Here is a 12682-nt window from a genome sequence, read left to right on the forward strand (position 1 = left end):
TTCCAATTCTGCCCTTTAATTGAAAGCCTTTTTAGTTGTAAGATAAATCTGTTTGGATTTTTCTTAATATAGGAAAGAAGTAGCAGAGAAGAAAAGAGGAGAAGCGGACAATGAAGGAAAAGCAGATTCGCCTGATCACCGTGGCCTTGATGCTGTCAAACGTCATGTCGGGCCTGGACAACACGATTATCAACACGGCCTTGCCCCGGATTATCGCCGACTTGCGCGGGATCGAGTATACCGGCTGGCTGGTGGCCATCTTCTTGCTGGGGACGGCAGTATCGACGCCCTTGTGGAGCAAGTTGGGTGAGCGGAAGGGGAATAAACTTGCTTATCAGCTTTCAGCGGCCTGCTTTTTGCTTGGAGCCTTGCTCCAAGGGGCAGCCAACTCCATGCCGTTTCTCTTGACCTTCCGCCTGTTGGCTGGGATCGGCAACGGGGGGATGGTGTCTTTGCCTTACATCATTTATTCCGATCTTTACCCCAACCCTTATAAGCGGCTCAAGGTTCTGGGGATGGTGTCGGCCTTCTTCACGACGGCCACGATCCTGGGGCCCCTCTTAGGTGGCTGGATCGTTGACGTTTTGTCCTGGCGCTGGGTCTTTTACATCAATATCCCGGTGGCCATCGTTTCGATCGTATTGGTCCAGCTCTTCTTTAAAGAGGACTTTAGTCCCAAGCCGCCCAAAAAGGTGGATCTGGGCGGGGCCATCTGCCTGTCTTTGGGCGTGGTGGCGCTGCTTTTAGGCACCCAGTTTTTGGAATCAGCCAGCCTGGCTACGGTCTTGCTCTTGTTTGCGGCAGCCTTGATTTTTATCGGCCTGCTCTTGGTGATCGAGCACCGGGCTGAAGACCCAATTATTCCGGAGCGGCTTTTTAAAAATACGCCCTTAGTCATCGACTTTACCCTGTTCGTCTTGATCTGGGCAGCCATGTCGGCCTTCAGCGTCTACGCGCCCATGTGGTCAGAAGGCTTGATGGCTTCTACCGCCCTGGTTGGGGGGATGACCCAGATTCCGGGGGCCTTCACCGACATGATGGGGTCTTTATCGGTCGAGCGGATGCGGCGGAAGTGGTCAGCCTACCAGATCATGCTGGTCATGTGCTGGATCCTTTTTGCCGGCTACTTGATGTTGGCAGTCGCTTCGCAAAGTTTCCCGTATTGGGGCATCCTGGTGGCCGGGAGCCTGCAAGGCTTTGCCAACGGGGTCATGTTCAACCAGCTGCAGGTCAAGGTGCAAGAGGACGCAGAAAAAGAGGACGTAGCAGTGGCAACGTCATTCTCTTACCTGATCCGGATGCTGGCCATGGCCATTTCGGCTAGTTTGTTTGGGGTGATCCTGAACCAGCACCTGGCACAAGGCGTGCGGGGTAGTGGCGGCAAGATTACGATCAAGATGCTGAACCACCTGTCAGACTTTGAAACCCGGGCGAAGCTGCCGGCGAGTCTGATTCCGCAGATGGAAAAAATTCTCTATTCAGCTATTCACGCCATCTTCTGGGCCGGCTTTTACCTGATTTTAGCCGCCTTACTGGTGGCGATCTGGGCCTTTGTCCAGCACAAACGTGGAAAATTAAAAAACGGTCAAGCGTAAGCTTGACCGTTTTTGCTTAAGGGAAGAGTTTGATGTAGCTGAGCAAGGAGGGATTTTGACGGAATTTGCCCCCGAAGTATGTCAACCGGTCTGGATTTTGGCGAAATTTGCCCCCAAAGTATGTCAACCGGTCTGGATTTTGCCGTTTTTCGCCCCCGAAGTATGTCAACCGGTCTGGATTTTAGCGAAAATCGCCCCCAAAGTATGTCAACCGGTCTTGATTTTGGTAAAAATCGCCCCCGAAGTATGTCAACCGTTCTGGATTTTGGTAAAAATCGCCCCCAAAGTATGTCAACCAAGCCGGATTTTAGCGAAATCTGCCCCCGAAGTATGTTAACCGGTCTGGATTTTGGCGAAATTTGCCCCCAAAGTATGTCAACCGGCCTGGATTTTAGCGAAAATCGCCCCCAAAGTATGTCAACCGGTCTTGATTTTGGTAAAAATCGCCCCCAAAGTATGTCAACCAAGCCGGATTTTAGCGAAATCTGCCCCCAAAGTATGTCAACCGAGCTGGATTTTGGCGGATTTCGCCCCCGAAGTAGGCTAACCGGTCTGGATTTTGACGAAAATTGCCCCCGAAGTATGTCAACCAAACTCGGTTGAGTCAACTTGGGGGCTAAAAACAGCAAAACCGCAGTCGGTTGAGTCAATTCGGGGGCAAAAAATTGGAAAAACGAGTCCGGTTGAGTCAATTCGGGGGCGAAAAAACGGCAAAACGAGTTCGGTTGAGTCAATTCGGGGGCGAAAAAACGGCAAAACGAGTCCGGTTGAGTCAATTTGGGGGCGAAAAAACGGTAAAACGAGTTCGGTTGAGTCAATTCGGGGGATAAAAATTGGAAAAACGAGTTCGGTTGAGTCAATTCGGGGGCGAAAAAACGGCAAAACGAGTCCGGTTGAGTCAATTTGGGGGCGAAAAACAGCAAAATCGCAATCGGTTGAGTCAATTCGGGGGTGAAAAACGGCAAAATCGCAGTCGGTTGAGTCAATTCGGGGGCGAAAAATCGGCAAAACGAGTTCGGTTGAGTCAATTTGGGGGCGAAAAACGGCAAAATCGCAATCGGTTGAGTCAATTCGGGGGTGAAAAACGGCAAAACGAGTCCGGTTGAGTCAATCTGGGGGCAAAAAACAGCAAAATTGCAGTCGGTAGAGTCAATTCGAAGGAGCCCCCCACCGAGCAAAACAAAAAATCAGCGAATCCAAGGGATTCGCTGATTCAGTACTTAACCTTACATCTGTTCCAGCCGCTTGATCCGCTCCTCTGTTGGCGGGTGGGTGTCAAAGAGGTGGCTCAGGCTGTGCGTTCTCACTGGATCTTCGATATACAGCGAAGCACTCGCACTGTTAGCCTCTTTCATCGGCTGGCTGTTTTCGATTTTTCTTAACGCACTGATCAAGCCTTGCGGGTTCCGGGTCAGTTCAACCGAGCCGGCGTCAGCTAGGTATTCCCGATTCCGGGACAGAGCCATCTGCGCCAGGCTGGCGGCCAGGGGCCCCAAGATCAGAACAAAAATTACCCCGATCACGCCGATGATCATGCCGATAGTTGACCCACCTTCATCATCGTCATCATCGCGGCGTCTGCCGCCAAAGCCAAACCACATCCAATTTTGGGCGAAGTCGGCAATGAAGCTGATGGCGCTGACCAAGACCAGGGCCACCATGGACAAACGGATATCGTAGTTGCGAATGTGGGAAATTTCGTGTCCTAAGACCCCTTCTAGTTCCTCCCGGTTCATCATGTCAAGCAGCCCCTGCGTTACCGCTACGGCTGACTTGTCTGGCGACAAGCCGGTGGCAAAGGCATTTGGACTTTGATCGGGGATCAGGTAGACCTTGGGCATGGGGACTTGCCCCACCATGGCCATGTCTTCGACGATGTGAAACAGCTGTGGGTTGTCTTTTTCTTGCAATTCCTGGGCGTGGTTCATCGACATGACCACGCTGACAGGGTCTTGGAAGATGATAAAAGAGTAGACCAAGGCAATCACGCCTGCGGTCAAAACCCCGGGCAGAGGCTTGTCCCACATCAGCTGGCCTAGCCCCGCCCCCACCAAGGCAAAGATCACGAAGAAGACCAGCATGACCAAGAAGGTCTTGCGCTTGTTGCGTTCAATTTGTTGATAGAGCATTGCTAGCTAAACCCTACCTTAGAAAGAGACCTTTGGTGCCTTGGTTTCTTCTTCAGGGATGTCCAAGTAGTCAACCTTGGTGAAGTGGTGGATGTTTGCCACGATGTTAGAAGGGAAAACGACCAGCATCTTGTTGTAAACTGCCGCACTGGAGTTGAACAATTGCCGTGAGTAGGCAATCTTGTTTTCCGTGTTGGTCAATTCTTCTTGTAGGTTGGCGAAGTTGGTGTTGGCCTTCAGGTCTGGGTAGTTTTCAGACAAGGCAAAAATCGTCTTCAAGCTGTCAGTGATCTGGTTGGAGATCTTCATGGTCTCTTCCCGGTCGCCAGCTGGCACTTGGGTCAATTGGTTGCGCAGCTCAACCACCTTGCTCAAGGTTTCCTTTTCGTGCTTGGCGTAGCCCTTAACGGTTTCAACCAGGTTAGGAATCAGGTCGTTACGCCGCTTCAGCTGCACGCTGATTTGGCTCCAAGATTCTTCCGTGTTAACCTTGGCTCTTTGCAAGCCGTTGTAGGCCGAAATATAGTAAACAACAATTAAGACAAGTAAAACGGCAATGATAATTCCAGCTACCATTTTTTGTCCTCCCTTTCTGTTAAAAAGTATTTTCGGGTTAAATCTATTATAGCGTAGTTTATTTTTGGAAAAAATAAAAACCTCTCCTAACTAGGAGAGGTAAAAAATCTACTTTTACAGTTCGAACTTGACGATGACCCAGCCGATCAAGGACAGGATGATCACACCAGCGATTTGGTAGCCCAGCCACTTCGGGAAGAATTTCTTCTTGGCTTCCTTAGAAGCGTGGGCGTAGAAGGTCTTCATGACCAGCATGTTGGCCATGGATCCGATTGGTGAGCCAAAACCCCCGATGTTGGAGCCCAAAGTCAAGGCTTCAGCGTACTTGGAGAACTTGCCGACTAAGATAGTTGAAGGCACGTTGCTCATGACTTGACTGGACAAGATAGCAGTCCAGTAAGTGCTCATTTCGGTCCCGACAAAGCCGTGGATAGCCGTTACGACCCAAGGAATCTGCTGGATGTCGCTGATGAAGACAAAGAACAGAGTGAAAGTGAGCAGCAAGGAGTAGTCGATGTGGAGCAGGATCTTCCAGTTAACGATCAAGGCCCAGATGATGGCGGCCAGCATCGGCATCCAGATTGGGACAAACTTGAAGACGCCGACGAAGAAGAAGGCAAAAATCAAGGTGGTCACAATAGTCATCGGCCAGCTGACTTCAATTTCGACAACTTCTTGAGTTGGAATTTCCTTCTTAGGAATAAAGAAGAAAATGCACAAGAAGACTAGCAAGGCTCCGATCAGGTAAGGCAGGGTCCATCTAAAGAAGGTGGCCGGCATCAGGTGGTAGTTGGAAACCACGAAGATGTTGTGCGGGTTGCCCCAAGGCGTGAAGGCCGCCCCGATGTTGGCCCCCATCCCGATCAAGGTCGCTGGCAGGATTTCTGGCAGCTTGTACTTCTTGGCGATGTTCAAGTAGAGCGGAATCATGGTCAAGCAGGTGATGTCGTTGCCGAGGAACATGCCGGAGAAGACTGATAACAAGGTAAACAGCAAGATTAGCTTTCTAGTGGAGTCAGCGATCGCCGTCAATTTATAGGCGATGATGTCCAGGATGTGCAAGTAGCTGTAGACCTGGATCAAGACCAGCATGGTGGTGACGGATTCGATCGTGTGCCAGTTCATGTCGGCGCTGCGTGGCCGAGCGAAGAAGAGACTGATCAAGGTGATGACGATCGTGATCTGCAGAATCTTGTCGCTAAAAATCTTTTTCAACATTGCCGAAAAATTAACTGAAGTTTTCGTTTTGGCGGCGTCCATAAAAATTTCCCCTACTAAAAAATAAGCTAAACTCTTTACAAGAAGTTAACAGAAATAAAATGCAGTCTTTACTTACTTGTATTTCTATTTTCGGATATTTTGATCAAAATCTCAATAGATAAAAATTAACGAACAGATGTTATTGAAAGCATTTTGACAAATTGTGAACTTGCAAAAATGCCAATTTCGTCAGAAGCTTTTTTTGAAGAAAAAATATGCAAAACCGCTCTCAATCTTAGAGCTACGGGATTTATCCGGAAAAAGAAAAAAGCCGATTTGCTACTGTTTTTAAGTGAGTATAGCTCATCGACTTTATTCAATCCCAATTTTTGACTTTGTGAAAAAAGGGTACCACTGGAAGACTGAGAAAGCGTTATCGAAAATTTACTTCTTCGTATTTCGTAGTTAACCTAACTTTCTTCATTGTCTGTAACCTCCGATATATGGAGATTATGCCAGACATGATCACTTGTTAAACACACACGCTAGGAAGAAAAAACGCCCGAAGCCTTGCTTAAACGGGCTGAAAAGGGTATAATTACTACTGATTTTCGAAAATCGATGAAAGGATGAAGAGACATGTCAAGAAATATCCACACTGGGATCAACCCACACCGTCGTCCACGCAATGCTTCTAACTCAAAGAAGCGCGTTGCTCACGCAGCTGCAGTTGTTAGCTACTTGAACCAAGCTGCTAAGGACGAAAACAAGTAATTGTTTTTGAACAGATAATAAAAGACCGCAAGCATTCGGTGCTTGCGGTCTTTTTCTGTTGATGTCTGTGTTCTCGTTTGCCACTCACCAGCTGGAAGCATAAAATTAATTAGTAGCAATCATGTAGTTCACTGAAGAAGGGAGATTTTTTCACCATGAAGTTCCAATGCAGCAGCTGCGGCTTAAGACTGAATTCCTTGCATTTTAAGGCTCAAGGCTTGATCAACCCCAAGCTGACCAGCATTTGTGACCTCTGCCGGCAAAGAGGGCTGGTTCCAGAAGACTACGGCAATCCGGTTGTGAAAATTTTTGCGGAAAACCTTCTTTTCGCCTTTGCAGGCAATAATGAAGACGTCGACAGCGACCACTTTTTAATTCCTGATGCCAAAAAGCGCCGGGCTTACGAGGGCTTTTTGCAAGATTACGATGGCAATGTACTGGCTAAGCTCCAGCTGCCAAGGGAAAAGCTGAATCAAGCCTTGCTGGACAAGGATTTCGTCCCTGATGCCAACTTGACTTTTGCCGAAAATTTAAGTGAGCTGGGGCTAGAGGTGGACTTCCAGCTAAACACCGTCGATTACATTGACCGCGAGCGGATCCGGGCCAAGTACAAGTACCGTTGCCAGTATTGCGGGCGGCGCGGGCGAAGCGTCGACCACAAGGACCCGGTGTCTTTGTCAAACGATAATTCTCTTGACAACCTGATCCTGTCTTGCAGCGAGTGCAACCGGATCAAGTCCAACATGCCTTATGAGCTGTTTGTCAAACTAAACGAGCAGATCCCGGACATCAACCAAAAGCTGGTTAAGTATGAAGACGCCCTGGCTCCCTTGAAAAAGGAATTCCAAGAACGACGCAAGCTTTTGTCAGCCAAAATGCACTTAAAGGGCGTAGTTAATGATCCCGAGCTAAACGCCATGCGCAAGAGCAACAAGCGCCTGCAAGATGCCATCGACAGCCTGGAGAGCGACTACCATGCTTTGGCCCTGGCCCGAGAAGACCACTTCAAGAATGGCTGGAAACTGTACCTGGCGGGTCAAGACAGCGACATTATCTAACTTGTTTTGGTTAAGTAGTTAAGGCAATAATTATAACTAAGTCTAACATTTCAATAAATAACAATATTTTTACAAAAAAATATGCTTGTAAAAAAGGCACTACGGACGTAGCCATAGTGCTTTTGTTTTGTAACCGGATCGATACAACTTTGTAACAATCGAAAGTTATACTATAACCTGTAAGCTAACAAACGACACAAAAAGGAGAAAATGTTTTAATGAGTAAAAAGAGAAAGCTAATGTCGGCCTTAACCGCCTTGTCTGCCTCAGCAGCCTTATTGACTACCGGTACCAGCGCCTTGGCAGCCAGCCACAAGGTTGTTAAAAATGACAGTCTTTGGGCCATTTCTAAGAAGTATGGCGTATCTATTTCCAGCTTGAAAAAGGCTAACAGCTTGTCAGGCAATACCATCTACGTTGGCCAAACCTTGAAGATTCCTTCAAGCAGCATTAAGTCAACCACTAAGACCAGCACCAAGACCGCTGCTGTGAAGGCTACAGCTGCCACGACTAAGACTACTAGCTCAACCACTTACAAGGTTGCCAAGGGCGACACCTTGTGGAGCATCGCCAAGAAGTATGGCGTTTCTGTATCTGCCCTGCAAAAGGCCAACAACCTGTCCAGCAGCCTGATCTACATTGGTCAAAGCCTGAAGCTGGCTTCCAGCCTAACTAGCTACACCACTAGCGGCGTAACCAAGTCAACCACTACGACTAGTTCTGCAGCTGCTAAGTCAACGACTACCAAGTCTTCTACTAGTACCAGCACTGCAGCTGCCGTCAGCCAAGCGCCAACCGCAACGAAGACGACCAGCACTACGGCTTCTGCCGCCAACATCACTTCCTACGCCTTGACCTTCTTGGGCGTGCCTTACGTTTGGGGCGGGACCACGCCAAGCGGCTTTGACTGCTCTGGCTACGTTCAATACGTCTACAACCACTTTGGCATCAATGTTGGCCGGACTACCTACACCCAACAATACGCCGGCACCAAGATCAGCGTGGCTAGTGCCCAAGCCGGTGACCTTTACTTCTGGGGCAGCTACGGCTCAGCTTACCACGTAGCTATCGCTCTGGGCGGCGGTCAATACGTAATGGCACCAGCCCCTGGTCAAAGCGTCAGAACGGGCAACGTGTCATCTTACACGCCAAGTTTCGCTGTCCGCGTTTTATAATCAACCTGCAAAACAAACAGTTTCTGAAAAACAGTCTTGGGGACTTTGCCGCCCAAGGCTGTTTTTTTCTTTTTGGCTTTTCTATACTTTTTAACTTATATTCTTTAACTGAATATCGTTGGTAAATAAGCATTTTTATGGATTTTAAAGAGTGAAAAAGGCAAAAATTGCCTAAAATCAGCCTGAAAAAGCGTAAAATGATAGTTACTTAGTTATACTGTTATATTTTAGAAAAATGCAAAATGTGTTATTTTAACTAAAAATGAGCTATAATTTATAAGTAACTAAAGTATAGGTCTAAAGCTTTTGAGGATTGAGAAACGATGATAAATTCGGCTTTACTGTATGTGGTGGGGGAAGTCTTCTGCATGGCCATCTTGCTGACCCTGGTGGCGGCCCTGAAGCCCATTACGAATTTTGGCAAAAGAGAAAAATGGCTGGCAGCCTCACTGATCAGTGAAACCTTGTATTTTGCTGGCGACGCTGCTGACAATCTGCAATTAGGCGGTCTGGTTCCCGCAACTAAAGTTGGCATGCTGTTTTCCAGCAGCTACAAGGCCTTAATGTTGAACTTCGTCAGCATCGCGGTCTTTTTCTACATTGACCAGTGCGGAGAATTCAGCCTGGCAGACAATAAAAAGAAACGCTTTGCTGTCATGGCGGCAGCGATTGTTTCTAGTATCCTGGAACTCTTTTGCGCGATCTTCAAGCCGGACTGGCTGCTGACGCCGGACCTGCGACCGACCTTCCTTTATAACGTCTTCCTCTTAGCCATTCCCTTGCTCTACTCGCTTGCAGCCATTGCCCTGGCCATCAATGGGGTAAGGCAGAGCACTTCTAAAAGCGTTCGCCGCTTTTACCTGATGACGGGCTGCTGGCCAATTTTGCTGGTGGTCTTTGGGGCTCTTGACGTCTTAGTCAAGGAAATTCCTTTTTACGCTTATGTGGCCACGGCCTACCTGCTGGCCCTGGCGGTTTACCAGTTCACCACCATGGTCGACAACGTTTCTTTAGCCAGCCTGTCCAGTCTGAAAGGCCGGGAAAAATTAAAGGCCGCTTTTGATAGCATTCAAAAGCGGGGACAAGAAGCCGACTACTACCTGGTCTTGGTCGACATGAACGGCCTGCAGTCCATTAACGACATCTATGGCCGGGCGACCGGTGACCAGGTTCTCTGGATCGTTTCTGAAGCCGTGGAAAAAATGGCCGGCCACGGCGAAGGCTACAGCTGCCACTACGGCGGGGACGAATTTTTAGCGATGGTGAAAAGCCGTGATGAAGCTCAAGTCCTCGAATTGATCAATCACTTGAAAGACGAAGTTGCGGATGCGGCTAAAAAGGCTGACCTGCCGGTTGTGCCGCAATTAGTCGCAGCTGCGGTTCGGGCCGACATGGCCGAAGGGCAGCTGACTGACCAGCTCCGGATTGCCGAAGAAAAAGTCTACAACCAAAAGCAAGACCTTGATGCCAACTTGCAGACCGGCAACTTCTTTATCGACAAGGTGACCGGCCTGCCCAACGCCAACTACTTCCACAGCTTTGCCCAGGCCTACCTGGACCAGTGCCTAGAAGCTGGCTTAAGGCCTGCCGTGGTCATGATCAACGTGACCGGGATGCAGGGCTACAACAATCGCTTTGGCTACGCCAAGGGCGACCAGCTTTTGAAAAAGCTCGCTGAAATTCTGAAAAAAGACTTCAGCGAGGACGTCTTGGTCCGCTTTGCTGAAGACAACTTCTTGCTAGCTGAAGCCCAAGATCAGCTCTGCCAGCGATTGAACGAATTAGCTAAGATTTTTAGCATCCAAGAAGGCGTCAGCATCCGGGCCGGGATCTGCGCCTATGATGGCAAAGACGCCCTGATGTCGACCGTCGACAAGGCCAAGCGGGCCTTGCGCTATATTAAAAATGATCGCTCTATCGTTAGCCAGGTTTACAACCAAGAAGTTCAAGAAAGCTACGAAAGACAAGACTACGTTTTGGAAAGCTTCCAAGAGGCTTTGGACAAGGGCTGGATCAAGCCTTACTTCCAATTAGAAGGCCGCAGCCTGACCGGCCAAGTCTGCGCTGCTGAAGCCCTGGCCCGCTGGGAAGACCCGAAGTACGGCGTACTAGGGCCCGACTTCTTTGTCAGCATCCTGGAAGACGCCCACTTGGTCCAAAATCTGGACCTGTCCATCATTCGCCAGGTTTGCCAGATGCTGGCAAGCCGCCTCAAGCAGGGTAAGCCGGTGATCCCGATTTCCGTCAACTTGTCCCGGATCGACTTCCAGGTTTGCGATATTTTTGCCGAAATTGAAAAAATCCGCCGGACCTACGACCTGCCAAGTTCGCTTCTCAAGATCGAAATCCTGGAATCCACTGTAGCCAGCGATCCGCAGGTGATCAACCAGACCATTGACAAGTTCCACGAGCAAGGCTACGAGGTCTGGATGGATGACTTCGGCAGCGGCTACTCCAACTTGAACAACCTGGACGAATACAACTTCGACCTCTTGAAGATCGACATGATCTTCCTCAAGGGCTTCAAGGACCGGCCACAGGTCAAGACCTTGCTGGCTATCGTGGTTGACATGGCCAAAAAGCTGGGGATGCACACCCTCTGTGAAGGGGTGGAAACCACTGAAGAATCTGCCTTCTTAAGAGAGATTGGCTGCGAGCGCCAGCAAGGCTACCTTTTCTCTAAGCCGATTCCGCTGGCAGACTTTTTAGCCAGAATCGACCAGGAAAAGGCCAACGGCAACCTGGAAGACCCAGCCAGCAACCCTTACTACAACCGGATCAGCCAGGTTAACGTCTTGGCTGACCCCATGCATAGCACTAGTGAGTCTGGCGAAGCGAGCGGGATCAAGCTCCCGATTGCTATCATTGAAAAGCGGCAAGATGACTGGCTCCACTATGCCTACATGAACCGGAGCTACGAGACTTTTTTAGAAAGTCTGGGCTACCAGGTAAAGGAGTGGGATCAAAGCGTCAACAACTTGGACTACTTCAAGAGCGTGCTCCTAGTCATGATGGACCAGTGCCGGGAGCAACAAGGCTATGTCAAGCGGGTTGAGGCCCTGAGCGGGCAAAAGTTCAGGATGGAAATGTCCTACCTGACTACGGATGCTCCAACCAGCAAAGAAGCCTACGTCTTTACCTTTGAAGAGAAGTAGCATCGGACAAAAAAGCTAAGAATCCAAATAGTAAACAGCAAGAAAAAACTTCATTCCCGAAACAGGAATGAAGTTTTTCTTTTGTCTAATTGTCTAACGTTTTTACTTTTAGTAAAGGACTAGATCTGTGGCCCCCGGAAGTTGGCTAAGAACTTCTTGGTCTTTTCATTTTCTGGGTGGTTGAAGATCTCGTCTGGACTGCCTTGTTCAGTGACGTAGCCGTCGCTCATGAAGAGGACTTGGTCAGAAACTTCCTTGGCAAAGGCCATTTCGTGGGTAACCACGATCATGGTCAAACCGGTCTTAGCCAGCTTCTTCATGGTTTCCAGAACTTCGCCGACCATTTCTGGGTCCAGGGCACTGGTTGGTTCGTCAAAAAGCAGGATTTCAGGGTTCATGGAAATAGCGCGGGCGATAGCGACACGCTGCTTTTGCCCACCGGACAATTGCCGCGGCTTAGCGTCGATATAAGGGTCCATGCCAACCTTCTTCAGGTTTTCCATGGCAACCTTGCGGGCTTCTTCCTTGGACCGCTTCAAGACCAATTCTTGGCCTACCATGCAGTTTTGCAAGACGTTCTTGTTTTCAAACAGTTCAAACTGCTGGAAAACCATGCCGACCTTGGACCGGTAGTGGGGGATGTTGTAGTTTTCATCCAGGATGTTTTGGTCGTGGAAGAGGATCTTGCCGCCCGTTGGGTCTTCCAGCAAGTTGATGCAGCGGAGCATGGTTGACTTACCGCCACCAGAAGGTCCGATGATGGTCATGACTTCGCCCTTGTGGACTTCAAAGGAAATGTCTTTTAAAACTTGGTGCTCACCATAAGCCTTTTGCAGGTGGTCTACCTTTAAAATAATTTCGTTTTGCGTAAAATCAGCCATCTTACTTGTCTCCTTCCTGCTTGCCAACTTGTACTTGGTTAGCCATCATGTTGTAGTTTTCAGGACCTTCGATGTGCTTTTCAATCAAGTTGAAGATCCGCGTAATCGTAAAGGTCAAGAACAGGTAGATTGCGGAGAT

General features: G+C 49.0%; 11 protein-coding genes. 6 read left to right on the forward strand and 5 right to left on the reverse strand.

From position 1 onward, the window contains the following. Positions 1-110 precede the first annotated feature (110 nt). On the forward strand, positions 111-1595 hold the full coding sequence (locus ACI4WN_RS04835) for an MFS transporter (protein WP_439777210.1): 1485 nt from the start codon (positions 111-113) through the stop codon (positions 1593-1595). Positions 1596-1673: 78 nt separating this feature from the next. Then, positions 1674-2198 (forward strand): hypothetical protein, encoded by a 525-nt coding sequence (locus tag ACI4WN_RS04840; RefSeq protein WP_439777211.1) that lies wholly within the window; start codon positions 1674-1676, stop codon positions 2196-2198. Here ACI4WN_RS04840 and ACI4WN_RS04845 read toward each other — a convergent pair. From ACI4WN_RS04845 to ACI4WN_RS04860, 4 genes are all read right to left on the reverse strand, one after another. Next, positions 2181-2603 (reverse strand): hypothetical protein, encoded by a 423-nt coding sequence (locus ACI4WN_RS04845; RefSeq protein ID WP_439777212.1) that lies wholly within the window; start codon positions 2601-2603, stop codon positions 2181-2183. The genes ACI4WN_RS04840 and ACI4WN_RS04845 overlap by 18 nt on opposite strands. A 218-nt stretch (positions 2604-2821) precedes the next feature. Further along, on the reverse strand, positions 2822-3724 hold the full coding sequence (gene htpX / locus ACI4WN_RS04850) for a zinc metalloprotease HtpX (protein ID WP_439777213.1): 903 nt from the start codon (positions 3722-3724) through the stop codon (positions 2822-2824). 18 nt (positions 3725-3742) lie between these two features. Beyond that, positions 3743-4300: a LemA family protein gene (locus ACI4WN_RS04855; protein WP_439777214.1), complete on the reverse strand. Its 558-nt coding sequence runs from the start codon at positions 4298-4300 to the stop codon at positions 3743-3745. Between the two features lie 114 nt (positions 4301-4414). Next, entirely contained in the window at positions 4415-5560 is a 1146-nt protein-coding gene (locus tag ACI4WN_RS04860; protein ID WP_439777215.1) for an SLC13 family permease, read from the reverse strand. A gap of 579 nt (positions 5561-6139) precedes the next feature. On the opposite strand from ACI4WN_RS04860, the gene ACI4WN_RS04865 reads away from it, so the two are divergent. The 4 genes from ACI4WN_RS04865 to ACI4WN_RS04880 all read left to right on the forward strand — a co-directional run bounded on the left by ACI4WN_RS04865 (position 6140) and on the right by ACI4WN_RS04880 (position 11662). After that, complete coding sequence (locus ACI4WN_RS04865; RefSeq protein WP_439777216.1) at positions 6140-6274, forward strand: hypothetical protein; 135 nt, start codon at positions 6140-6142, stop codon at positions 6272-6274. 155 nt (positions 6275-6429) lie between these two features. Further along, positions 6430-7332: an HNH endonuclease gene (locus ACI4WN_RS04870; protein WP_439777217.1), complete on the forward strand. Its 903-nt coding sequence runs from the start codon at positions 6430-6432 to the stop codon at positions 7330-7332. A gap of 218 nt (positions 7333-7550) precedes the next feature. Beyond that, positions 7551-8507, forward strand: coding sequence for a LysM peptidoglycan-binding domain-containing protein (locus ACI4WN_RS04875; RefSeq protein ID WP_439777218.1), 957 nt, complete (start codon positions 7551-7553; stop codon positions 8505-8507). A 323-nt stretch (positions 8508-8830) separates the two neighbouring features. Next, positions 8831-11662, forward strand: a complete 2832-nt coding sequence (locus tag ACI4WN_RS04880; protein ID WP_439777219.1) for an EAL domain-containing protein — start codon at positions 8831-8833, stop codon at positions 11660-11662. Positions 11663-11781: 119 nt separating this feature from the next. Here ACI4WN_RS04880 and ACI4WN_RS04885 read toward each other — a convergent pair whose 3' ends face one another. Then, complete coding sequence (locus ACI4WN_RS04885) at positions 11782-12543, reverse strand: amino acid ABC transporter ATP-binding protein (RefSeq protein ID WP_439777220.1); 762 nt, start codon at positions 12541-12543, stop codon at positions 11782-11784. Between the last annotated feature and the right edge of the window lie 139 nt (positions 12544-12682).

The organism is Lactobacillus sp. (genome assembly GCF_051893255.1).
GTDB lineage: Bacteria > Bacillota > Bacilli > Lactobacillales > Lactobacillaceae > Lactobacillus.

Coding starts and splice junctions, on each gene's coding strand:
- ACI4WN_RS04835 (WP_439777210.1), top strand. CDS start 111: ATGAAGGAAAAGCAGATTCGCCTGATCACCGTGGCCTTGATGCTGTCA.
- ACI4WN_RS04840 (WP_439777211.1), top strand. CDS start 1,674: ATGTCAACCGGTCTGGATTTTGGCGAAATTTGCCCCCAAAGTATGTCA.
- htpX (WP_439777213.1), bottom strand. CDS start 3,724: ATGCTCTATCAACAAATTGAACGCAACAAGCGCAAGACCTTCTTGGTC.
- ACI4WN_RS04855 (WP_439777214.1), bottom strand. CDS start 4,300: ATGGTAGCTGGAATTATCATTGCCGTTTTACTTGTCTTAATTGTTGTT.
- ACI4WN_RS04860 (WP_439777215.1), bottom strand. CDS start 5,560: ATGGACGCCGCCAAAACGAAAACTTCAGTTAATTTTTCGGCAATGTTG.
- ACI4WN_RS04865 (WP_439777216.1), top strand. CDS start 6,140: ATGTCAAGAAATATCCACACTGGGATCAACCCACACCGTCGTCCACGC.
- ACI4WN_RS04870 (WP_439777217.1), top strand. CDS start 6,430: ATGAAGTTCCAATGCAGCAGCTGCGGCTTAAGACTGAATTCCTTGCAT.
- ACI4WN_RS04875 (WP_439777218.1), top strand. CDS start 7,551: ATGAGTAAAAAGAGAAAGCTAATGTCGGCCTTAACCGCCTTGTCTGCC.
- ACI4WN_RS04880 (WP_439777219.1), top strand. CDS start 8,831: ATGATAAATTCGGCTTTACTGTATGTGGTGGGGGAAGTCTTCTGCATG.
- ACI4WN_RS04885 (WP_439777220.1), bottom strand. CDS start 12,543: ATGGCTGATTTTACGCAAAACGAAATTATTTTAAAGGTAGACCACCTG.